13 protein-coding genes are annotated in these 23,950 nt (G+C 71.5%); 10 read left to right on the forward strand and 3 right to left on the reverse strand.

The window, feature by feature from the left end; translation table 11 throughout:
* Positions 1–14 precede the first annotated feature (14 nt).
* Positions 15–1,508, forward strand: a complete 1,494-nt coding sequence (locus N7L95_RS25890; RefSeq protein ID WP_301260509.1) for an NYN domain-containing protein — start codon at positions 15–17, stop codon at positions 1,506–1,508.
* 151 nt (positions 1,509–1,659) lie between these two features.
* On the opposite strand, the gene N7L95_RS25895 is transcribed toward N7L95_RS25890, so the two are convergent.
* A complete protein-coding gene (locus N7L95_RS25895) occupies positions 1,660–3,333 on the reverse strand; it encodes a L,D-transpeptidase family protein (RefSeq protein WP_301260510.1) in 1,674 nt (557 codons plus the stop codon).
* Positions 3,334–4,392: 1,059 nt separating this feature from the next.
* Between N7L95_RS25895 and N7L95_RS25900 the strand changes: the two genes are divergently transcribed.
* The gene (locus N7L95_RS25900; RefSeq protein ID WP_301260511.1) at positions 4,393–7,245 is read left to right on the forward strand and encodes a chitinase C-terminal domain-containing protein; all 2,853 of its coding nucleotides are present in this window, start codon (positions 4,393–4,395) and stop codon (positions 7,243–7,245) included.
* Positions 7,246–7,322: 77 nt separating this feature from the next.
* A complete protein-coding gene (locus tag N7L95_RS29765; RefSeq protein WP_435870119.1) occupies positions 7,323–9,359 on the forward strand; it encodes a glycosyl hydrolase family 18 protein in 2,037 nt (678 codons plus the stop codon).
* A gap of 339 nt (positions 9,360–9,698) precedes the next feature.
* Here the strand turns inward: N7L95_RS29765 and N7L95_RS25915 are convergent, their stop codons facing one another.
* Both N7L95_RS25915 and N7L95_RS25920 read right to left on the reverse strand, forming a co-directional pair.
* Positions 9,699–10,928 (reverse strand): MFS transporter, encoded by a 1,230-nt coding sequence (locus N7L95_RS25915; protein WP_301260512.1) that lies wholly within the window; start codon positions 10,926–10,928, stop codon positions 9,699–9,701.
* A gap of 82 nt (positions 10,929–11,010) precedes the next feature.
* Entirely contained in the window at positions 11,011–13,005 is a 1,995-nt protein-coding gene (locus N7L95_RS25920; protein WP_301260513.1) for a TonB-dependent receptor domain-containing protein, read from the reverse strand.
* A 373-nt stretch (positions 13,006–13,378) separates the two neighbouring features.
* On the opposite strand from N7L95_RS25920, the gene N7L95_RS25925 reads away from it, so the two are divergent.
* The 7 genes from N7L95_RS25925 to N7L95_RS25955 are packed head-to-tail and all read left to right on the forward strand — an operon-like array spanning position 13,379 to position 23,947.
* Positions 13,379–14,590, forward strand: a complete 1,212-nt coding sequence (locus N7L95_RS25925) for an isochorismate synthase (RefSeq protein ID WP_301260514.1) — start codon at positions 13,379–13,381, stop codon at positions 14,588–14,590.
* Positions 14,587–16,299: a (2,3-dihydroxybenzoyl)adenylate synthase gene (locus N7L95_RS25930; protein ID WP_301260515.1), complete on the forward strand. Its 1,713-nt coding sequence runs from the start codon at positions 14,587–14,589 to the stop codon at positions 16,297–16,299. The genes N7L95_RS25925 and N7L95_RS25930 overlap by 4 nt, the downstream gene beginning before the upstream one ends.
* Before the next feature lie 3 nt (positions 16,300–16,302).
* On the forward strand, positions 16,303–17,181 hold the full coding sequence (locus tag N7L95_RS25935; protein WP_301260516.1) for an isochorismatase family protein: 879 nt from the start codon (positions 16,303–16,305) through the stop codon (positions 17,179–17,181).
* Position 17,182: 1 nt separating this feature from the next.
* Positions 17,183–21,187: a non-ribosomal peptide synthetase gene (locus N7L95_RS25940; protein WP_301260517.1), complete on the forward strand. Its 4,005-nt coding sequence runs from the start codon at positions 17,183–17,185 to the stop codon at positions 21,185–21,187.
* On the forward strand, positions 21,184–22,029 hold the full coding sequence (locus N7L95_RS25945; RefSeq protein WP_301260518.1) for a siderophore-interacting protein: 846 nt from the start codon (positions 21,184–21,186) through the stop codon (positions 22,027–22,029). Before N7L95_RS25940 ends, N7L95_RS25945 begins: the two co-directional genes overlap by 4 nt.
* Before the next feature lie 3 nt (positions 22,030–22,032).
* Positions 22,033–22,809 (forward strand): 2,3-dihydro-2,3-dihydroxybenzoate dehydrogenase, encoded by a 777-nt coding sequence (locus N7L95_RS25950; RefSeq protein WP_301260519.1) that lies wholly within the window; start codon positions 22,033–22,035, stop codon positions 22,807–22,809.
* Position 22,810: 1 nt separating this feature from the next.
* A complete protein-coding gene (locus N7L95_RS25955) occupies positions 22,811–23,947 on the forward strand; it encodes an ABC transporter substrate-binding protein (protein WP_301260520.1) in 1,137 nt (378 codons plus the stop codon).
* The last annotated feature ends 3 nt before the right edge of the window (positions 23,948–23,950 follow it).

The raw sequence follows: 23,950 nt of genomic DNA on the forward strand, positions 1-23,950 counted from the left end.
ACTCACGCGACCCTATGGCTTCCAACCAAGAAAACACCAGCATGGCGCTGTTCTGCGACTTCGAGAACGTCGCGCTCGGCGTGCGCGACGCTAACTACGAGAAGTTCGACATCAAGCGCGTGCTCGAGCGCCTGCTGCTCAAGGGCAGCATCGTCGTCAAGAAGGCATATTGCGACTGGGACCGCTACAAGGGCTTCAAGGCCGCCATGCACGAGGCGAACTTCGAGCTCATCGAGATCCCGCACGTGCGGCAGTCGGGCAAGAACTCGGCGGACATCCGCCTGGTGGTGGATGCGCTCGACCTCTGCTACACCAAGTCCCATGTGAACACCTTCGTCATCATCAGTGGTGATTCCGACTTCTCGCCGCTGGTGTCCAAGCTGAGGGAGAACGCGAAACAGGTCATCGGCGTGGGTGTCAAGAAATCGACGTCCGACCTGTTGATCGCCAACTGCGACGAGTTCATCTTCTATGACGACCTCGTGCGTGAAGGCCAGCGTGCGGCGGCCAAGCGCAGCCCGCAGGATGCCGAGGCCGGCAGCCGGCGCACGCCCGAGGAAGACCGCCGCCGCCGCGAGGAGGCCGAGGCCCGCCGCAGCAAGGCCATCGACATCGCGGTGGAAACCTTCGAGGCCCTGGTGTCCGAGCGCGGTGATGGGGGCAAGCTCTGGGCGTCGGTGCTGAAGGACGCGATCAAGCGCCGCAAGCCTGACTTCAGCGAGTCGTACTTCGGCTTCCGCACCTTCGGCGCCTTGCTCGAAGAAGCCCAGTCCCGCGGCCTGTTCGAAGTCGGGCGCGACGAGAAGTCCAATGCCTACGTCTATCGGGGCACCGCCCTGTCGGCGCGCAGCGACGCCGCGGCCGAGGCGCCCGCGGCGCTGCGTCCGGTGGTCCCGTCAACGCCTCGTCCTGTGGAGGCCGAGGCGGCGCCGTCCCAGCCAGGGGCGCCCGACGAAGCGCCGGTGCCCGGCGAGGCCGACGCCAGGGGCCGCCAGCGCCGCGGCGGTCGCCAGGCGCCGGAGAACCGTCGCGGTGGTTCAGCCACCACGGCGCAGGAGGATCGTGGCCGGTCGTCGGAAGGCCGCCGCGGGCCGCGTCCGGCGCCTCAGGCGGAGCCGCATGACGAACCGCCTCGTGCCGTGCCGGAAGCCGCCGCTGACGTGCGGCAGCAGCTGGATGACGCGGAGGCGCTGGCCGAGCACATGCTGACGGCCCAGCCGCTTCCCTCGGAGGCACCGGCAGACCCGCCGGAGTCGCCGGCCAGCAAGCGTCGAGGCGGGCGCAAGGCCGCGGCGAAGAAGACCCGGCCCGCCGCCGAGGCACCGGCAGCAAAGGCGGCCGCAGAAGCACCCATTGCGGTGCCGGTGCCGGCCCCGGCCCTATCTTCGGAGCCGGCCGGCGAGGCGGCCGCCGGGGCGGATGCTGCGGCACCGCGGCCGGCCCGCAAGGCGGCCAGCCGGCCGCGCCGCCCGCGCAAGGCCGCTGGCGAGGCGGGGTCCGGCTCCTGAGCTGAAGCAGCGCGGCACGCCCCCGGCCGATGCGCGCCGCGCAGCCGCGGCTGATCCGCGGCGGCCGCTGGGGGTCCGTGCCGGGCGGCCGGCCAGGCGGTGCATCCAAGGCGGCACCGCCTGGGGGAACGCGGCGCGGGCGGCATGCGCCCTAGCGGCGGGCCTGGTGCGCCTGCAGCCACTGCTCGAGCCGGCGGTCGTGGCCGTACAGGTCTTCGGCGAAATGCAGCCCGCCGTCCTGCGGCATGACGGCCGCAGTCACGTAGTACACGATGACGGGGATGGAGCGGTTCAGGTCCACCCTCAGCGGGCCGTCATTGGCCATGGCCGCCTCGATGCGCGCGCGGGTCCACGACGGCTGGTCCTGCAATACCCACTGGGCCAGCGCCACCGGGTCCTGGACGCGGATGCAGCCGTGGCTGAAATCGCGCCGGCTGCGCCCGAACAGCGCAGGCGCCGGGGTGCTGTGCAGGTAGACGTTGTGGTCGTTGGGGAAGATGAACTTGGCCTGGCCCAGCGCATTCTTCGGCCCCGGGCGCTGGCGCACGCGCGCCAGGCCGCGCTCCAGCAGGGCCAGCGTGTCAGGGCCCGCGGGCAGCACCTGCGCCTGGTCGCCCGCGCCGGAGACGATCTCCATGTCCTGCCGCGCCAGGTAAGACGGGTTGCGGCGCAGGGCCGGCAGGAGCTCCTGGCGCAGGATGGACGCCGGCACATCCCAGTAAGGCCGGAACACCAGGTAGCGCATGTCCTCGGTGAAGACCGGCGTCTGGGTCTTCACCGCACGGCCGACGATGACGTCCATCTCCAGCGCGGCGGGCCAGGTCCAAAGCCGGAACATCGGGATGTTGACCGCGATGAAGGGCCGGCCCTGGAGGTGCGGCAGCCAGCGCAGCCGCTCCATCGCCAGCTCGATCTGCCGGGCACGGCGCGCCGGTGGCACATCGAGCGCTGCGCGGGTCGCCGTTCCCAGCTTGCCGTCGGGCGGCAGCCCGTGGCGGATCTGGAAGCGCCGGATGGCGGCTGCCAAGGCGGCGTCCGGCACGTGGCCGGGCGCGTCCGTGGACAGCGGGGCGGGCGCCAGGTCGCCCAGGGCCTGCAGGCGCACCCGCGACAGGGCGGCCGCCTCGCCGGCATCGGCGGGTAGCGGCCCGGACCAGCCCATTGCCGCCTGCTGGGCGGCGACCGCCCGGTATCGCTGCAGTGCGTCGCGCAGGCCTCGGTATTGCGCCAGGGGTGGCACCAGGGCTTGCGCGGCAGCGGGCAGTTGCTCCTGCCGCAATGCTTCGTCGAGCCCGGCCGCGAAGTCGTGCTCGTGCTCGCGGGCGGGCAAGCGAAAGCCCAAGGTGCGCGGGTCGACCCGGCCGAAATGCAGCTGCCGCAGGTATCGCAGCATGCCGAGGCTCAGCGCGACATCCCATTCCTCTGGCGCGTCGGCCAACGGCTTGCCGGCAAGAACCTCTGGACGATAGTCGTCCGGCTCCAGCCCCTCGGCGGCGGCATGCTCGATCAGCGCCAGCGCGGCGGTGGCATTTGCACTGGGCCGTCCCTGGCCGTCGAGCCAGCGCATCGCATGGCCGCCAGCGCGATAGAGCCGCAGCAGTTCGTCTTGCTCGATGGCGCTTGCCCGCAGTGAGGCGCTGGCGCGCGCCAGCCATTGCACGGGGGCAGGCTCGACGGCTGCGGTGCCCGTGACCGGCGGCGGCGCTGGATGGGCGAGGGCCGCCCCCAGGGCGCCTGCCAGGCCGAGCGCAAGAAGCAGCGCGCGGGCGCGCAAGCGCTGCTTGGCTCCGGTGGCGCGGCCCGCCCTCGTACCGATGTCTTGCATTGCGAGTCGCTCCTTCTGGAGGAAATGGACTGGCAACCAGTCTTGCGTGCGGCGGCATGTGGCGTCTTGCGGTGGATCAAGGCGGGGGCCGCGTGATGGCGCCGCGGCGCGGTGGGCCGCGGACACACCGGATGCCGCCGAAGCCGGTCGGGACACCGCAGCTGCGGGTTGAACCGGCGCGATGCCGCACCTCGCCCGGTGGCCTGCGACCAGCGGCACCCGGTGGAACGGCGGCGTCCTTGACACGGCTCAGGTGCACAACTGGTCTGCGATTGGACTGCAGTGCGCGCCGTCCGGCCCGGCAAATCCGCGGGATGCTTGAGCCGCTCTCGGGCGGTCCGGGCACCGCCCGGCACGCAGGCATCGTCCCTCGGCGGTTTCCTTGGCCGTTTGTGCGCATGCCGCCCCGTCGAAACGGCCCCCTGCTGTCACTGTGACCATCTGTGGCAGCACCCCGCCTCGCCCTGCATTTGGCGCCGGCGCTGCGCGCCGGATGCGCTTGTCGGTGTGTCGCTGGTCCCTCGAATGCGCTGTCAACTGGCAGAAAACACGTTTTGTTTCGACTCTGCGGTCCGATTTGGCGGATTGGTATTTACAGTGCAATACCACTACAAGATCAATGTCTGTACTGGTCTTGTTGCTAGTTTTGGGAGAAACCCGAAGCGACCGCAACCAGGCCAGTCACAGCGCCCCCCAGCGCCTTGAACGAAGGAGACACGTTCATGTATGCATGCGCAGTTGCCGTGGGCCGCCTGACGCGCCCCACGGCCACGCCACGGCCGCCTTGCCTGCCGCTGCCATTCAGCGGCTGTGGCGGTCGCCTGCTGCCCTCGAGGCCCTTTTGCCGACCCGACCCGGGCGGCTTCTGCCTGCGGCCCCCACCCCGGCCGCGGCGCAGGAGCGCGCGCGCGGCCGCTGCCGCGAGGCAGCACACCGCCGCCGCGCCGGCGCACTGATTCCCTGACGAGCGCGGCCTCGTGGCCGCGCCCTTTTCCGTCTGGTTCCTGGCATCCGAGGCCGGGGACTGGTCTTGTGCACCCTTGAACAAGGAACCCGAACATGCGAAATCGCTATGTTCTTGCGCTGCTGCTTGCCAGCGGTGCCGGCTCAGCGTGGGCCGTCGATTGCACCGGCATGCCGGAATGGAATGCCACCGACGCCTACACCGGCGGCAACAAGGTCCAGCAGAACAAGCAGGCCTACCAGGCCAAATGGTGGACCCAGAACCAGAGCCCGGCCACGCACTCCTCGACCTGGGACGTGTGGAGCGCGCTGGGGGCCTGCGACGGCAGCGCGGTCAACCAGCCGCCGGTGGCTGCCTTCACCGCCAGCACCAACGGTCTGGTGGTGAACGTCAACGGCAGTGCCTCCGCCGATCCGGACGGCACCATCGCCAGCTACGCATGGGCCTTCGGTGACGGCGCCACCGCCAGTGGCGCGACCGCCAGCCGCACCTATGCGGCCGCCGGCACTTATACCGTCACGCTGACCGTCACCGACAACAAGGGCGCCACCCACAGCAAGGGCCAGGCCGTGACGGTGGGTGGCAGCAGCGCCAACAAGCCGCCCACCGTCGGCCTGACCGCGCCTTCGGCGGGGGCCAGCGCGTCGGTGGGCGATGCCGTGGCCCTGGCCGCGAATGCGGCCGACAGCGACGGCAAGGTGGCCAAGGTCGGCTTCTACGTCAACGGCTCCCTGGTGGCCGAAGACAGCACGGCGCCCTACGGTGCCAGCTGGACGGCCCGTGCCGGTGTCGCCGACATCGTGGCCCGCGCCACCGACGACAAGGGCGCCAGCACCGACAGTGCCGCCGTGCGCATCACCGTGCAAGGCCAGGTGGCGGGTGACGAACGCTGCCGGCCGGAAGGCCTCTACACCACGCCCGGCACCTCGCCGGCCTACTGCAAGGTCTATGACGACCAGGGCCGCGAGAAGATGGGCGCCGACAAGCCGCGCCGCATCATCGGCTACTTCACCAGCTGGCGCACCGGCAAGAACGGCGCGCCGGCCTACCTGGCGAGCCAGATTCCCTGGAACCGCCTGACCCACATCAACTACGCCTTCGCGCACGTGGACGGCGCCAACCGGCTGTCGGTCGGCAACGTCAGCGATCCCAACAACCCGGCCACCGGCATGACCTGGCCGGGCGTGGCGGGCGCGGAGATGGACCCGACGCTGTCGTACAAGGGCCACTTCAACCTGCTCACCAAGTTCAAGAAGCAGCATCCGCTGGTGAAGACCCTGGTGTCGGTCGGTGGCTGGGCCGAGACGGGCGGCTATTTCGACGCTGACGGCAAGCGCGTGGCCAGCGGTGGCTTCTACACCATGACCACCAACGCCGATGGCTCCGCGAATACGGCGGGCATCGAGACGTTCGCCGATTCGGCCGTCGCCTTCCTGCGGCAATACGGCTTCGATGGCCTGGACATCGACTACGAGTACGCCACCAGCATGAAGGACGCCGGCAACCCGGACGACTTCGCGATCTCCAATGCCCGGCGTGCCAGCCTGATGAAGAACTATGTCGTGCTGATGCGCACCCTGCGCGCGAAGCTCGATGCAGCCGGCCAGGCCGACGCCCGCCACTACCTGCTGACGGTGGCGGCACCGTCCTCCGGCTACCTGCTGCGCGGCATGGAGAACTACCAGGTCACGTCCTACCTGGACTACGTGAACCTGATGAGCTACGACCTGCACGGTGCCTGGAACCAGTTCGTCGGACCCAACGCCGCGCTGTTCGACGACGGCAAGGATGCCGAGCTGGTGGCCTGGAACTACTACAGCACCTCGCAGTACGCCCGCATCGGCTACCTCAACACCGACTGGGCCTACCACTACTTCCGCGGCGCGATGCCGGCCGGGCGCATCAACATCGGCGTGCCCTACTACAGTCGCGGCTGGAAGGACGTGAATGGCGGTACCAACGGGCTGTGGGGCCAGGCACCTCAGGCCGACCAGAGCAAGTGCCCCCCGGGCACCGGCGGTGGCACGGTCCAGAAGTGCGGGGCCGGCGCGGTCGGCATCGACAACCTGTGGCACGACTCCGACCTGCGCGGTGGCGAAGTGCCGGCCGGCTCGAACCCGCTGTGGCACACCATGAACCTGGCGCAGGGCCGCAGTGGCAGCTACATCGGGCAGTACGGGCTGACCCCGGCGACCGATCCGACCGACCAGCTCACCGGCACCTACACCCGGCACTATGACAGCACCCTGGTGGCACCGTGGCTGTGGAACGCGCAGAAGAAGGTGTTCCTCTCGGTGGAGGACGAGCAGTCGCTGGGCGTCAAGGCGCAGTACGTGGCCGACCGCGGCATCGGCGGCGTGATGTTCTGGGAGCTGGCCGGCGACTACGGCTGGGATGCGGCACGCGGCGAGTACTTCATCGGCAACACGCTGACGAACCTGCTCTACGACAAGTTCAAGACCGCCGCGCCCTACGGCAACCGGCTCACCACGGCCAGCATGCCGGCCGACACCCTGGACATCACGTTCAGCCTGGGCGGGTTTGCGCTGGGTGACGCGAACTACCCGATCAACCCGACGCTGACGCTGACCAACAAGAGTGGTCAGACGGTGCCGGGCGGTGCGGAGTTCAGCTTCGACGTGCCTACCGCGATCCCGCCGACGGTGACTGACCAGAGCGGCTTCGGCCTGCAGGTCGTGCGCAGCGGCGCCAACCCGGCTGGTCACAACATCGGCGGCCTGCTCAACGACTTCCATCGCGCGAGCTTCAAGCTGCCTGGCTGGCAGAGCCTGGCGCCCGGAGCAAGCGTGACGGTCAAGCTGAACTACTACCTGCCGATGCCCACGCCCAGCAACTGGGTGGTGAGCTTCGGCGGCAAGAGCTACGCACTGGCCCAAGAGGCCCGTCGTGGCGGCAGCGCTGCGGCCACCAGCCTGCGCAAGCGCTGAACGATCCCCTGGCTGATCGATGCCGCCCTGCCCACCCTGGGCCGGGCGGCCCAACCCGACCTTTCGTGGAGACCTGGATGAAAACCCCCGTTCGACTGATCGCGCTGGCCGCCGCCACCCTGGCCGGCACCGCGCAGGCGTATGACTGCACCAACCTGCCCGAGTGGAATGCGACCGCCGTCTATGAAGGCGGCAAGCAGGCCCAGCTGAACAAGCAGGCCTACCAGGCCAAATGGTGGACCCAGAACCAGAGCCCGGCCACAAACGCCGGCGAGTGGGATGTATGGAAACCGCTGGGCGCCTGCGACGGTGGCGGCGGCAACGACACCACTGCGCCTTCCGTGCCCAGCGGCCTGTCCAGCAGCAACGTCACCACCAACAGCATCACGGTGAGCTGGGCGGCGTCTACCGATGCCGGCAGCGGCGTTGCCGGCTACGAGGTGCTGCGCGGCGGCAAGGTCGTGGGCTCGCCCACCGGCACCAGCTACACCGACAGCGGCCTGACTGCCGGCACCGCCTACAGCTACACCGTGCGGGCCAAGGACAAGGCCGGCAACGTCTCGGCGCCGAGTGCCGCCCTGCTCGTCAGCACGGCCAGCGGTGCGTGCGCGGCACCGCCCACCACGCCGACCGGGCTCAATTCGCCGTCGCACACCAGCACCAGCGTCAGCCTGGCCTGGAATGCGGTGGCGGCGGGGCCGAACTGCAACGTGCAGTACCGCGTGCAGCAAGGCAGCACCACCGCCGCCCAGGTGCCGGGCACCAGCGCGAACGTGGGCAGCCTGAAGCCGGACACGGCCTACACCTTCACGGTGAGCGCCTTCAACCAGGCAGGCTCGTCACAGCCGTCGGGCCCGATCAGCGTGCGCACCGACAAGGGCGACCAGGCGGGCGGCAAGAACGTGCTCGGCTACTTCGCGCAGTGGGGCATCTATGACCGCGCCTACTTCGTGAAGAACATCGACACCAGCGGTTCCGCCCCGCTGCTCACGCACATCAACTACGCCTTCGGCAATGTGCGCGACAACAAGTGCGAGGTGGGCGTGACGATGCCGGTGAACGAAAGCACCGGTGCCGGCGGCGATGCCTTCGCCGACTACACCAAGTCTTTCTCCGCCGCGCAGAGCGTGGACGGCGTGGGCGACACCTGGGACCAGCCGCTGCGCGGCAACTGGGGCCAGCTCAAGAAGCTCAAGGCCAAGTACCCGAAGCTGAAGGTGCTGATCTCGCTGGGCGGCTGGACCTATTCGCGTGGTTTCTCCAGCGCGGCACGGCCGGAGAACCGGGCGGCCTTCGTGAAGAGCTGCGTTGACGCCTACATCAAGGGCGACCTGCCCAAGGTGGAGAACGCCGGTGGCCCGGGCGCGCTGGCCGGGGTGTTCGACGGCATCGACATCGACTGGGAATATCCGGTGGCCTGCGGCCTTGCCTGCGGACAGCCGGAAGACAAGGAGAACTTCACGGCCTTGCTGGCCGAGTTCCGCAAGCAGCTCGACGCGGTGCGTCCGGGCCTGTTGCTGACCATTGCCGCGCCGGCAGGTGTGGACAAGATCCGGGTCATCGAGCCGGACAAGTTCCATCCCTACCTGGACTTCATCAACGTGATGACCTACGACTTCCACGGCGCCTGGGAAACGCCGACCAACTTCCACTCGCCGCTGTACGGCTCGCCGGCCGACCCGTCGACCGGTGACGCCAAGTTCTACAACACCAACGACGCGCTGCAGGCCTTCCTCGACAAGGGGGTACCGGCCCGCAAGCTGCACCTGGGCATCGGCTTCTACGGCCGCGGCTGGACCAATGTGCCGAACGTCAACAACGGTCTCTACCAGACCGGGGTGGCCGCTCCGGGCAAGTACGAGAAGGGCATCGAGGACTACAAGATCCTGAAGACGCTCAACTTCCCCAGCTTCACCGATCCGGTGAGCCGTGCCCAGTGGATCTACAACGGCACCACCTTCTGGAGCTTCGACACGCCGGCCCAGGTCACCGAGAAGATGGGCTACGCCAAGTCCAAGGGACTGGGCGGTGCCTTCTTCTGGGAGTTCAACGGTGACGATGCGCAAGCCTCGCTGCTGAAGGCGATGAGCAGTGGCTTGAACGCGACGAAGTGACGCGTGCGGGGCCGTCTGGCCCCGCATCGCGAGTGGGGCCCGTGTGCGGGCCGCTCGATGCTGGGGGCGCTGCCGGAAGGCAGCGCCCCTTTTTTGCTCCGTCGTCTTGTCTCCCTGCTCCGCGTCTCCGTGTCACGCGCGGCAGGGGGCAAGGGCCTCAGCCGCATGCCCTCGCGGTTGGCCGGCAAGACCCTGCAGCCGCCGGCAGTGGAACCTCGGAGGCTTGTGGGCTGACCGGCCGGCCGCCTGTGCCGGCCCGGGCAGCGCCGATGCGCTTGGCCGAGAGGCGGTGTTGCGCCAGGGCGCGGGCGGCGCCCGGCTAGCACCCGGGGGCGCGACTCAGCCCGGCTGCGGGCCGTCGGGCACCGGCTCGCCTTGCGGCTGGGCCGGCAGGCTGCGCCGCACCGCGGCCAGCAAGGGCGCCAGGCCGAGCGCGCAGGCGATCGACACGGCGGCCAGGGCCGGCATGCCGAGCAACTGCCCGTCGGGCCCGCTGTCGAGCAGGACGCCGCACAGCAGCGACGCGGCCGTGATCGCAGCGTCCTGCACCAGGCTCTGCAGGGCCATGTAGCGGCCGCGCTCGGCCGGCCCCGGCACCTGGCTGGAGGTCGCCGACAGGGCCACGTTGCGCGCTGCATTGCCCGCCATGAACAGCGCGAACATCAGCACCGGCGGGCCCGCATGCCAGCCGAGCAGCGGCAGTGTGCCCAGGGTGGTGGCCACGGTGGCCAGGCCCCAGGGCAGCAAGGCACCGCGCGTGTCGGTGAGGTGCCCGCTGGCACGCATGGCCAGCAGGGCCGATACGCCGCCCACCAGGTAGAGCAGGCCCAGCTGATCGCGCGGCACGCCCAGGTTGAGGACGAAGTAGGTCGAGAAGTTCGGGATCAGCAGGAAGGCACAGAACTGGGCCAGGGCCTGCATGGTGCAGGCCCGCCGCACCGCCGGCTGCCGGAGCAGGGCGGCCAGCCCGGCCCCGCTGTCTGCCGGCTGCAGGCAGTGGGCCGGCTGCCGCGGCAGCTGCCGCCAGGCCCAGCTGCCCAGCAGCACCGCCAGCGCGGCCACGATCAGGAAGGGCGCCTGCCAGCCCAGCCAGCGCGCGGCTTCGAGCGCCGCCGGCACGCCGGCGATGGCCGCCACCGGAAAGCCAAGCATCACGCGGCCCATCGCGCGGCCGCGCTCGGCCGGTGGCACGGCATCGGCCAGCAAGGCCATGGCAATGGCCACCATCGGCCCGCCGGCCAGACCGGCCGCTGCGCGAGCCACCAGCAGCTGGCCCAGCGAGGAGCAGGCGGCGGTGGCAGCGGTGGCCAGCGTGAATGCGGCGAGGCTGCCCAGCAGCACCGTGCGGCGCGGCCAGCGGTCAAGCCAGGTGGCGCCCAGTGCGCCGGCCGCCATGGCGGCGGCTGAGTAGGCGGCAGCCAGCCACGGCATGCGGGCAGGCGGCAGCCCCAGCGCACGCACCAGGTCGGGCGCCAGCGGCAACATCAGCAGGAAGTCGAGCAGGTAGACGAACTGGAGGCCGGCGATGAGCGCGACCAGCGCGCCCCGCGGGGCGGGGTGCGCGCTCATCGGACGGCCCCTTGGCACGGCGGGGCGGCCGGCGCCGCGCCGTGCGGCGACGTTGCGGCCCGTGCGCCGGCGCCCTGCGTGATCACAGGCGCCACGACAGTGCCAGGCGGATGTCGCGGCCCGGCTCCGGCAGGCCGGCGATGCGGCCCCAGCGCGGATGGAAGCCGTACGTGGAGTGGTCGTAGTAGAAGCGGTCGAAGAGGTTGGCCACCGTCAGCGTCACCGTCCAGTCGTCCTTGCCGGTGGGCTGCCACTGCGCATAGATGTCGTGCGTGTGGTAGCCGGGCTTCTCGGCGCCGCCTTCCGGCACGCGCTTCAGGCGCTGCACTGCGCGCGCGGTCCAGCCGAGGTTGAGGTGCCACTGCGGCAGCGCGTAGTCGAGCTGGGCTACCCAGGTGCGGCCGCTCGAGGTGCCGAGCAGCAGCGCGTCGGTGTCGTAGATCGGCTCGCCGTTCAGCTCGGGGCGGGACTCGGCCACGCCGAGGCTGGCGGACCACTGGGTGCCGCGGTAGCCGAAGCTGCCGCTGTAGCCGCGCACGCGCAGTTCGCCGACGTTGATGCGGTTTGTTTCGCCGTAGTCCAGCACGTTGTCGATGCTCTGGCGGAACACGGCGGCGGCCGCATGCCAGCCACCGTCGCGCCAGCGGGCGCTCAGCTCGGTGTGGCGGGCCTTCTCGGGGTCCAAGTCGGCGGCGTTGCCATTGTTTGCCGAGCGCAGGAAGGGTTCGATCACGCCGACTCCGCGAAGAGCTCGGGCGTGGCTGAGCTGCACCGTCCAGGCGTCGGAGGGCGAGAACGACAGGCTGGCGTTCGGCGAGAAGCCCTTGGAGGTGAAGCGCTGGTGCGCAGTGTCCTCGTAGCTGTAGCGATCGTAGCGGGCGCCCAGCCCCAGGCTCCAGCGCTCGGCGAAGGCGTACTCGTCCTGCAGGTAGACGCCGGCCACATGCGCGACTTCGTTGTCCATGCGGCTCGTCCGGTCGCCGGCATAGCCGGTGTCTCGGCGGACGTTCACGCCATAGGCCAGGCGATGATCGCCCAGGATGGACGTGTTGCCGGCGTTCAACCCGGCGCTGCGGATGCCGAGCGTTTGGCTGTTCGGCTGGCCTTTCGCCAGGCGGATGCCATTGTCGTTCATGTACGCCGTGATGTTCGCCTTCACGAGCGGGTTGCCCGGCTGGTAGTCCCAGCTTGCCACTGTGGACTTGCGCTCCACCAGTTGGCGCTGCGCCGGGTTCAGCTTGGGGTCGGCCGTCACCAGCAGGTTAGTGCGCTTGTTGCGCAGAGCATCGTCGTGCTGGTCTTCGTGCGAGAGCTTGAAACGGTGGCCGCCCTCGGCCTGCGCGCCGAATTTCAGGAAGATGTTGCGTGCCTCGGTCGAACTGTTGGGCACGGTGCGACCGTGGCCGTCCTGGTAGGAGTCGCTGTCGCGGTCGCTCACGCTCACGAGCAGCTCGGTCTGCTCGCTGGGCCGGCCGAACACGGTGGCCGACAGCGCCCGGCCGTCGTTGACGCTCTGGTAGCCGGCCTTTAACAAGGCACCCACCCGCTCGCCCGGGCGCAGCAGGTCGCTGGCGTCCTTGGTGGTGAAGCGCAGCGCCCCACCCAGCGCCCCGGGACCGGCCGTCGCCGCACCGGTGCCGGCCTCGACCTCGACCCGCTTCAGCAGCTCCGGCTCGATCATCAGCTGGCCGGAATGGTGGTAGGCCGCTTCGGGCTGGCTGGCCCCGTCGATGGTGACGGTGAGCATGCGCTCATTGATGCCGCGCACGTAGACCTTCTGCGCCACCGAGGGGCCACCGCCGACGTCCAGTTCCGGCATCAGCTTGAACAGCTCCTGCACACCGGTGGCCTGCTGCACCTCGATGCGCTTGGACTGCACCACCATGGAGGTGTTCGCGCCGCGCTGGCCGGTCACCACCACCGGCCCCAGGCCGATGTCGGCGCGCGCCGCGCCGGCACTGGAATCGACCGAGGGGGAGGGGGTCTGCGCCTGGGCCGCCGGCCAGCACGCCAGTGCAGACAGGGTCAGGGCGGCCAGTGGCTGAAGCGCCAGGCGCCGGGTGCGAACTGGAGTCACGAAGCTCTCTCCGGGTGGAAGTTGTTGATCTCGAATGCACGGGAGCCGCTGGGCACAGGGCCGGACTTCTGCCGTTTTCCCTCAGGCGCACCGGCCGGAAGCTGCCGGCCGGGCGGCGCGATTCTGCCCGGGAAGGCAAATGCGAGTCAATCTCATTTGCGTTACATTGTTTTTACATCGATAAGAATGAATCTCATTAACATCTTGCGCTTCTTGTCCCGGCCTCCCGGTGCCCGCTGTGGGCGCCGGGGACGGGCGTTCGTCCATCTGCTTGCCGTTCCCGGTGAGCCGGCGGGCCCGGCGCAGCCGGGGGTCGACCGGGCCGGGGGCGGGCGAAGCCATCCCAACCTCTCGTGCAAAGGAAGGAGTTCCGATGACCGCTCTGCCGAGCGATCCGGCACCGCTGGAGTTGCGGCCGCTGGATCTGATTGCGCGCTGGCGTGACCGGTGCAGCCTGTTTGTCTCTCCGCGGCAGAGCGTGCTGGCGCACGGTGTGCGCGCCACGGTGCCGCCCTGCGACATCGACGCCTTGCCGCACCGCGTGCAGGCCTTGTTGCAGGCAGCCCAGGCGGAAGGCGTGGTGCGGCCCCTGATGCTCGGCGCCGTGCCCTACCACGGTGACCGACCGGCTCACCTCTTCATGCCCCACAGCTGCCTGGTGGGTGCGGGTGCGGTGCCGGCAGCGGCCCATCCGTCCGCGCCCGGCCCGCAGGGGGCGGCGGCCCTGCCGGTGATCGCGCAACAGCCGCCGGCGGCGAGCTACCTGGCCAATGTGAACCGCGCGCTGGAGGCGATGGCGCAAGGTGGCTTGCAGAAAGTCGTGCTGTCGCGCTCGATGTCGGTGCGCACGCGCGTCGAGATGCCGGCCTTGCTGCGCCGCCTGGCGGAGCGCAATGCGCACGGCTACACCTTCGCGCTCGACCTCCCCACCGAAGCCCAGGCGGCACCCCGCACGCTGGTGGGGGCCAGCCCGGAGCTGCTGTTGTCGCGCGTGGGCCGCTGGCTGAGCACCAATCCGCTGGCCGGCTCCATCCCGCGCAGCGCCGATCCGGTCGAGGACCGCCGCCGCGCCGAGGCGCTGCAGCATTCCGAGAAGGACCTCCGCGAGCATGCGGTGGTCGCCCAGGTGGTGGCCGACGTGCTGCGTCCGCTGTGCCGCGAGCTGCATGTGCCGGCCGCGCCCTCGGTGATCGGGACCCCGACCATGTGGCACCTCTCCACCCGCATGACGGGCGAGCTGGCCGACACGCAGCTCAGCTCGCTGGCGCTGGCGCTCAAGCTGCACCCGACGCCCGCCGTGTGCGGGCATCCGCTGCAGGCGGCGCGTGAGTTCATCGACCGGCACGAGGGCTTCGACCGCGGCTTCTTCACCGGCCTGACCGGCTGGTGCGACGCCTGGGGCGACGGTGAATGGGCCATCACGCTGCGCTGCGCCGAGGTGCAGGGCGACATCGCCACCCTCTATGCCGGCGCCGGCATCGTCACCGGCTCGGTGCCGGAACACGAGCTGGCCGAAACCGAGGCCAAGATGCGCACCCTGCTGAACGCCCTGTCGCCACTGCCGCTGCGGGAGGCCGCACTGTGAGCCCCACCTCCTTGCAGGTCGCCGGCGTACCGGCCGGCTTCACGCCCTGGCCCGAGGCCGACGCGCGGCGCTACCGCGAAGCCGGCTGCTGGATCGGCCAAACCTTCACCGACCTGCTGCGCGAGCGGGTCGCACGGCATCCGGACCGGGTGGCCGTGATCTGCGGCGAACGGCGCTGGAGCTATGCCGAGCTGGGCGAGCGCGCCGAGCGCCTGGCGGCGGGTTTCGCCCGCCTGGGCATCGGGCCCCGCGACGTGGTGGTGTTGCAGCTGCCCAACGTGGCCGAGTTCCTGGCGGTGTGCTTTGCGCTGTTTCGCCTGGGGGCCTGGCCCCTGTTTGCGCAGCCGGCGCACCGGCGTGCCGAGATCGGCCACTTCTGCGGCCACACCGGGGCCAAGGCGTATGTGATTGCCGACAGCGATGCCGGCTTCGACTACCGCCAGCTGGCCCGTGAGGTGAAGGCGCAGTCGCCCTCGCTGCAGCAGGTGGTGGTGCTGGGCGAGGCGGCCGAATTCACGCCGTTCGAGAGCCTCTACGAAGCGGGCCCGCCGGTGGTGCTGCCGACCGAGCCGGGCGCCGGCGAGGTGGCCTTCCTGCAGCTCTCGGGCGGCAGCACCGGCTTGCCCAAGCTGATTCCGCGCACGCATGACGACTACCTCTACAGCGTGCGCGCCAGCGCCGAGATCTGCGGGCTGGATGGCGACACGGTCTACCTGTGCGCGCTGCCGGCGGCGCACAACTTCCCGATGAGCTCGCCCGGCACGCTGGGCGTGCTGCACGCGGGCGGCCGGGTGGTGATGTGCCCGCGGCCGGCGCCTGACGTGGCGTTTCCGCTGATCGCCAGGCATGGCGTGACGCTCACCGCGCTGGTGCCGCCGCTGGCGCTGGTGTGGCTGGAGGCAGCACGCTCGCGCCGCGCGGAGCTGGCCAGCCTGCGCATGCTGCAGATCGGCGGCGCCAAGTGCGGCGATGAAGTCGCGCGCCGTGTGCAGCCCGAGTTGGGCTGCCGGCTGCAGCAGGTCTTCGGCATGGCCGAAGGCCTGGTGAACTACACCCGCGACGATGACCCCGAGGCGCTGGTGCTGGGCAGCCAGGGCCGGCCGATCTCGCTGCTGGACGAGATCCAGGTGGTCGACGAGGAAGACCGGCCGGTGCCCGCCGGTGAGGTGGGCCAATTGCTGACCCGCGGCCCGTACACCATCCGCGGCTACTACAAGGCCGACGAGCACAACGCACGTGCCTTCACCACCGACGGCTTCTATCGCACCGGCGACCTGGTGCGCCGGCTGCCAAGCGGGCACCTGGTGGTGGAAGGCCGCGTCAAGGACCAGATCAACCGTGGCGGCGAGAAGGTGGCGGCCGAGGAGGTCGAGAACCACCTGCTGGCTCACCCCGACGTGTTCGACGCAGCCCTGGTGGCCATGCCCGATCCCTACCTTGGCGAGCGCAGCTGCGCCTTCGTGATCGCGCGCGGCGTGCCGCCCAAGGCCAGCGCGCTGGGGGCCTTCCTGCGCGAGCGCGGCCTGGCCGCCTACAAGCTGCCGGACCGCTATGAGTTCGTCGACCGTTTCCCGCACACCAGCGTGGGCAAGGTCAACAAGCGCGAGCTGCGCGCCCGCATCGCCGAGCGCCTGGGCGCTGCCACCGTTGCTGCAGGGGCGGACGCGGCGCCCGCGCGTGACCTGCCGATTTCCCTGGACCTGAGCTGAGCCATGAGCATTCCGACCATCGTTTCCTATCCCCTGCCCGAGGCAGCCAGCCTGCCCAAGAACCGCGTCGACTGGCGTCCCGACCCGGCGCGCGCGGTGCTGCTGATCCATGACCTGCAGGAGTACTTCCTCGACTTCTACGACGTGCAGCAGGCGCCGGTGCCCGCCATGCTGGCCAACGCCCGCCGGCTGCGCGACGCGGCGGACGCCGCCGGCGTGCCGGTGGTCTACACCGCCCAGCCCTTCGAGCAGTCGGACAAGGACCGCGGGCTGCTGCTGAGCTTCTGGGGCCCGGGTTTGACGGCGCGGCCGCAGCGCCATCCCATCGTCGCCCCGCTTGCGCCGCGCGAGCAGGACACGGTGCTGGTGAAGTGGCGCTACAGCGCCTTTGCCCGCACCGACCTGCTGCAGCGCATGCGTGCGCAAGGCCGCGACCAGCTGTTGATCTGCGGCGTGTATGCGCACATCGGCTGCATGATCAGCGCGGCCGATGCCTTCATGAACGACATCCAGAGCTTCATGGTGGCCGACGCGGTGGCCGACTTCAGTGCCGAGCGGCATGCGATGGCGCTCGACTATGTGGCCCAGCGCTGCGGCGTCGTCTGCACGGTGGACGATGCGGTGCAGGCGCTGGCCCCGGGCGGCGCCGAGGCGGAGCTGGTCGAGGCTCTGCGCCGCCAGGTGGCCGAGGTGCTCGGCGTGCCGCCCGAGGAGGTGGACACGACGGCGTCGCTGCTGCACCAGGGCCTCGATTCGATCCGCCTGATGACGCTGGTGGAGCGGCTGCGTGCGGGGGGCCACGGCGTCGGCTTTGTCGAGCTGGCCGAGGCGCCGACCCTGGCGCAATGGGCCCGGCTGCTGCAGCCGGCAGGCCGCGCCTGACATGCGCCTGCCCCTGACCCAGGCCCAGCTGGGCCTCTGGCTCGGCCAGCAGATCGACCCCTCCAACCCGGCCTACCGCACCACCGAGGCGGTGGAGCTGCAGGGCGCGCTGGACGTGGCGGCCTTCCAGGCCGCGGCCGCCTCTGTGCTGGGTGAGGCCGAGGCGCTGCAGATGCGCTTCCACGGCGAAAGCGACGGCCAGCACCTGCAGGTCTGGCAGACGCCCGCGAGCGTGGCGCCGGTCGCGGTGCCGCTGGTGGACCTGAGTGGCGAGCCCGACCCGCAAGCGGCGGCCCGGTGCTGGACCGCGGCCCGCCAACGCGTGCCGATCGATCTGGCGCGCGGCCCGCTGTTCGAGACGGCCTTGCTGCGCCTGGGCGCGGAGCACCATTGGTGGGTGCTGTCGGTGCACCACATCGCGCTGGACGGCTATGGCTACGCGCTGCTGGCGCGCCGCGTGGCCGATCGCTACACCGGGCAGGCCGATGCTGCCCCGGCGGCCCAGCGCCGCAGCCTGGCCGACGTGGTGGCCGAGGACCGTGCCGAAGCCGACGGACCGGCGGCCGAACGTGCCCGCGCCTACTGGCTGGACAGGCTGGCGCGCCCGACCGGGGGCCGTGCCACCGCGGCACCGCTGGGTCAGGAAGCGCGGCGGGCCGATGCGTGGCTGGACGCCGACCGCTTCGAGGCGGTGCGGCAAGGCGTGGCGAGCCGGGGCGCCGACTGGAGTGCCTGGGCTCTGGCTGCAACGGCCGCCTGGTGGCAGCGCGTCAGTGGCGAGGCTGAGCCGGTGCTGGGGGTGCCGGTGATGGGCCGGCTCGGCTCGGTGGCCGTGGCGGTGCCCTGCATGGCGATGAACATCGTGCCGCTGCCCCTCTCGGTGGACCCGGCCGGCGCATTCGGCGAGCTGATGGCGCAGACCGCGGCGCAATGGCGGGCCGCCCGCCTGCACCAGCGCTATCGCCACGAACGCCTGCGCGAGGACCTCGGCCTGGCGCGTGGTGAACGGCTGTTCGCGCCGGTGGTCAACCTGATGCCCTTCGACCGCCCGGCCCGCTTTGGCCCGCTGGACGCGACGGTGCACCGCCTCGCGGCAGGCCCGGTGGAAGACCTGTCCATCGGCCTGCTGCCGGCGGCCGACGGCGGCTTGCGCATCGAGTTCGAGGCCAACCCGAATGCCTACGACGCGGCCGCCCTTGCGGCCTTGTGCGACAGCTACCTGCAGGCCTTGCAGGCGCTGGCCGCTCTGCCCGAGGCACCGCTGCAAGACGCGCTGCACGACGTGGTGCCGGGGCTGCGCCCCGGCGGCAGCAGCGTGAGCGGCGGGCCCTTGCCGGCCGCTCCGGTGCCGGTGTTCGAGGCGGTGGCGCGCTGGGCCGGCCTGGCGCCGGACCGACCGGCGGTGGAACACGAGGGCGAGCGGCTGAGCTACCGCGAGCTGCTGACCGCGGTGCACCGCCTGGCAGCCCGGCTGCGTGCCGCTGGCGTGGCGCCGGGCGACCGCGTGGCGCTCGCGGTGCCACGGGGCACCGCGGCTGTCACGGCGATGCTGGCCACCTGGTGGGTCGGCGCCAGCTACCTGCCGCTGGATGTGGACGGCCCGCCAGCGCGCCTGCAGGCCATGCTGGAAGACGCCAGGCCGGTGCTTGCGCTGTGCCACGGGCCGGCGGCAGCAGCCTGGCTGGCCGGCCGGGTGCCGGTCGTGAGCGTGCCGGTGCCGGGCGTGGAATCGAAGCTGGTGAACGAGGGCGGCGCCAGCCCGGCCGGGGTACCCGACCGCGAGGCGCTGGACACCCCCTGCCAGGCCCATGCCGACGCGCCGGCCTACCTGCTCTACACCTCGGGCACCACCGGCCGGCCGCGCGGTGTCGTGGTGAGCCACCGGGCCCTGGCCCACTTCGTGGCGGGCGCCACCGCGGTCTACCGGCTGGGGGCCGAGGACCGGGTGCTGCAGTTCGCGCCGCTGCACTTCGATGCAAGCGTGGAGGAGATCTTCTGCACGCTGTCGGCCGGCGCCACGCTGGTGGTGCGCAGCGACGCCATGCTCGAGTCGGTGCCCGCCCTGCTGGGCGGCTGCGAGCGCCACGGCATCACGGTGCTGGACCTGCCCACCGCCTACTGGCACGAGCTGGCCTATGCGGTGGATGCGGGCGCGCTGCGGCTGCCGCCACGGCTGAGGCTGGTGATCATCGGTGGCGAGGCGGCCTTGCCGGAGCGCGTGGCGCGCTGGCGTGCCGGTGCGCCGGCCGAGCTGACGCTGCTCAACACCTACGGCCCGACCGAGACCACCGTGATCTGCACCACCGCCGTGCTGGCGGGCCCCGGCCAGGCCGGCGAGGCGGGCGGGCCGGTGCCCATCGGGCGGCCGCTGCCCGGCGTCGAGCTGCGGGTGGTGGACGAGCGGCTGCAACCCGTGCCGGCCGGCGGGGAAGGCGAGCTGTGCGTGCTCGGCGAGGGGCTGGCAGACGGCTACCTCGGCCAGCCCGAAGCCACGGCCGCCCGCTTCGTCGAACTCGAGGGCGCCGGCGGCCGTCGGCGCGCCTACCGCACCGGCGACCGGGTGCGGCTGGCGCCCGACGGCCAGCTGCACTACCTGGGCCGGCTGGATGACGAATTCAAGCTCAGCGGCTTGCGCATCGACCCGGCGGAAGTCGAGTCGGCCCTGCTGGATTTGCCTGGCGTGCGCGAGGCGGCGGTGGTGGGGCAGTCACTCGGCGCGGGTGTGAAGCGGCTGGCGGCCTTCCTGGTCACCGAAGCGCCCTTGCCCGAGCTCCGCGGCTGGCGCGAGCAGCTGCTGCAGCGCCTGCCGGCGCCGGCGGTGCCGAGCGTCTTCGAGCGGGTGGACGGCCTGCCGCGCAATGCCAACGGCAAGATCGACCGGCGGCAATTGCGCGACCGGCTGGTGGACCTGCCGGTGGACGCGTCGCCCGCGGCCGCATCGCCGCTGGAGCGCGAGGTGCTGGCTGTCTGGCGCGAGGTGCTGGGCCTGCCGGGCCTGACGAGCGAGTCCGACTTCTTCGCGCTGGGCGGGCGATCGCTGCAGGCCATCCAGGTGGCCGCGCGGCTGGCCGCCCGGCTGGCTCGCGAGGTGCCGGTGTCCTGCCTGTTCCGGCACCCGACCGCCGCGGCGCTGGCGCAGGCCCTGGCGGTGGCGGACACCGGCAGGCCGGTGCTGCCGGCCGACGAGATGGCGCCCATCTTCCCGATCCAGCGGGCCCACGATGGCGACGGCCGGCCGGTGCTGTTCTGCGTGCATCCTGCGGAGGGGCTGGCTTGGTGCTACCTCGGCCTGAGCCGCCACCTGGAGGGACAGCCCATCGTCGGCCTGCAGGCGCCCGGGCTGACCGAGCCCACGCTGCCTGACTGGGACGCGCTGCTGGCCGGCCACACCGCCCGCATCCGCGAACTGCAGCCGCACGGGCCCTACCGCTTGCTGGGGTGGTCTTCCGGCGGGGTGCTGGCCCACGCCATTGCATGCCGGCTGCGCGCCGCGGGTGAGCCGGTGGAGCTGCTGGCGCTGCTCGACAGCTATCCCCCTGAAGCCTGGGAGCAGCGGCCGGAGCCGGGCGAGGCCGAGGCGCTGGAAGCGCTGCTCGACATCACCGGCGACGCGCCGCCGGCTGCCGGCCTGCAGCGGGCGGCCGTCTACGAGGTGCTGCGCCGGCCCGGCAGCGCGCTGGCGCACTGGCCGCCGGAGCGGCTCGACCGGCTGGCCGAGGTGACGCTCGATAGCATGCGGCGTTTCCGCGTCGCCCGCACGCCGCGCTTCGATGGATCGCTGCTGTTCTTCCAGGCTGCGCAGTCGGGACCGCAGCCGCACAGCCCGCTCGCCTGGCGGCCCTATGTGGCCGGCAGCACCGAGGTGGTGGCGGTCGACAGCACCCATGCGCGCATGACGCAGGCCACGGCGCTGGCGCAGATTGCGCCGGTGCTGGCCGCACGCCTCGGCTTGGGACAGGCTGCCGGGCGGCTTCCCACCGAATCACAGGAGAATTCACGACCATGAGTACCGCTACCCCCGCACGCACCCCGCCGCGCCTGCTGCGCGTGCGGCGCACCGAGCGGCTGACGCCGGAAATGCTGCGAGTGACGCTGGCCGGGCCCGCGCTGGCCGGCTTTCCGCTGGACAGCGCCGGGGCCCACATCAAGCTGATGTTCGCCCGCGAAGGGCAGGTCGATCCGGTGCTGCCCACGCTGGGGCCCGATGGCCCGATCTGGCCGCCGGCCCACCTCAAGCCCATCCTGCGCACCTACACGGTGGCGCGCTACGACGAAGCCGCCGGTGAGCTGGATGTCGACTTCGTGCTGCACGGCGACGACGGCATCGCCTCGCGCTGGGCCGCGCGGGCCCGGCCGGGCGACGCCATCGGCGTGGCCGGCCCGGGCGGGCCGCCGCGTTTCCAGCCCGGGGCCGACTGGCACCTGGTGATTGGCGACCCGAGCGCGCTGGCGATGGTGGCCAGCGTGCTGGAGGGGCTGCCGGCCGAAGCGCGCGGCTATGCGCTGGTGGAGGTGCCCAACCGCCACGAGATCCGGCCGCTGCCGGTGCCCGGCACCGTGGAGCTGCGCTGGCTGTCGCGCGACGGCGCGACGGCCGGCGACAGCCGCCTGCTGCTGCAGGCGGTGCAGCGTCTGCCGTGGCTGCCGGGGCGGGTGTCGGTGTCGCTGGCTGGCGAGAGCGCGCAGGTGGTGGCCATCCGCGACCACCTGCTGCGTGAGCGCGGCGTGGCGCGGGCCGACCTGTATGCGGTGCCGTACTGGAAGGACCGCCACACCGAGGAGGCCTACCACGAGGAACGCCACCGCTTGATGGACGAGGTCGCGGAAGCCGCGACCGCAGGAGAGTAGACGATGAAGGAATTCGGCGGCCAGGTGGTCCTGGTCACGGGTGCTGCGCAGGGCATCGGCGCGGCGGTGGCGGCGCATTTCGCCGAGCGCGGCGCCCGCGTGGCGCTGCTCGACCGCTCCGGCTCGGTGCGCGAGCTGGCGGCCACGCTGGCCGAACGCGATGTGGAGGCCCTGCCCCTGCAGGCCGACGTGCGCAACCAGGCCGTGCTCGAATGGGCGGTGGAGCTGGCGGAGCACCGGCTCGGGCCAATCGACATCCTGGTGCACGCTGCCGGCGTGCTGCGCACCGGCGGCGCGCTGGAGATGGACGAAGACGACTGGCAGCTGACGATGGACACCAACGCCGGCGGCCTCTGGCGCACCGCGACCGCGGTGGCGCGCCGCATGCGCCCGCGCCAGCGCGGCAACATCATCGCCATCGGCTCCAACGCAGCCGCGGTGCCGCGGGTGGGCATGGCCGCCTACGCGGCCTCGAAGGCCGCGGTGGCGCACCTGATGCGGTGCCTGGCCCTCGAGCTGGCGCCGCATGGCATCCGCTGCAACCTGGTGTCGCCCGGTTCCACCGACACGCCGATGCAGCGCCAGCTGTGGCAGGGGCCGCAGAGCGAGGCGGAAGTGATCCGCGGCACGCTGGACAGCTGGCGCCTGGGCATCCCGCTCGGGCGCATCGCCGACCCGCAGGACATTGCGGAGGCGGTGGCCTTCCTGGCCAGCCCGCGCTCCCGCCACATCACCATGCATGACCTGCGGGTGGACGGCGGCGCCACGCTGGGGGCTTGAGATGAAACGTCGTGATGTGTTGTTGCGCAGCGCGGCCGGCACCGCGGCCTGCATCGGCCTGGGGCAGGCCGCCCGTGCCGCCGCCGAGGTGGCGGTGACCGATCTGGCCGGCCGCCAGGTGGCGGTGCCGGCCCGGCTCGACCGCGTGCTGCTCGGCGAAGGCCGCTTGCTGCCCACGCTGGCGCTGCTGGAGCGCGAGGACCCGCTGGCCCGGCTGGCCGGCATGATGGGCGAATTCGAACGCCTGGACGCCCCCGGCTACGCGCAATGGAAGCAGCGCTTCCCGAAGCTGGAGGCGGTGCCCCGGGTGGGCCGCGCGGCGAGCGGCAGCTTCAGCGTCGAGCAGGCCATCGCGCTGAAGCCGCAGCTGGCCATCTTCGGCCTCGAAGGCCATGGCCCCGCGCCGCAGGACCGCGAGACCATCGCGCGCTTGCAGGCCGCTGGCTGCGCCATCGTGTTCATCGACCTGCGGCAGGACCCGCTGCTCAACACGCCTCGCAGCGTCGAGGTGCTGGGCCAGGCGCTGGGCCGCTCGCGCGAGGCGGCCGAGTTCGTCGCCTACTACCGCCAGGAACTGGCCCGGGTGACCGAGGTCCTGAAGACCCGCCGGCCGCCAGCGCCCACCGTCTTCCTGGAGAACCGGGTGGGCCTGGGCGAAGGCTGCTGCGACACCATGGTGGGCATGATGGGCAAGCTGCTCGACGCGGCCGGCGGCCGCAACGTGGCACGCAGCCGGGTGCCGGGCGAATTCGGCACGCTGAGCCTGGAGTACCTGCTGTCATCGCAGCCGCAGTACTACATCGGCACCGCCATCGGCGGGCCCGGCACCCCGGCGCCGGGGTCGATGCGGGTGTCCCTGGGCGCGGGGGTGGACGAGGCAGCCGCACGGGCCTCCTTGCAGCGCGCACTGCAGCGCCGCGGCATCGCCCAGCTGAAGGCGGTGCAGGAAGGGCGGGCCTACGCGGTCTGGCATCACTTCTACAACTCGCCGTTCAACGTGGCGGCGCTGCAGGCCTTTGCCAAATGGCTGCATCCGCAGGACTTCGCGGCGCTCAACCCGCGCGCGACGCTGGAGACGCTGTACCGCCGCTTCCAGCCAGTGCCGCTGGACGGCCAGTACTGGGTCAGCCTGCGATGAGCA

It is taken from the genome of Eleftheria terrae (assembly GCF_030419005.1).
In the GTDB taxonomy this organism is placed as follows: domain Bacteria; phylum Pseudomonadota; class Gammaproteobacteria; order Burkholderiales; family Burkholderiaceae_C; genus Caldimonas; species Caldimonas terrae.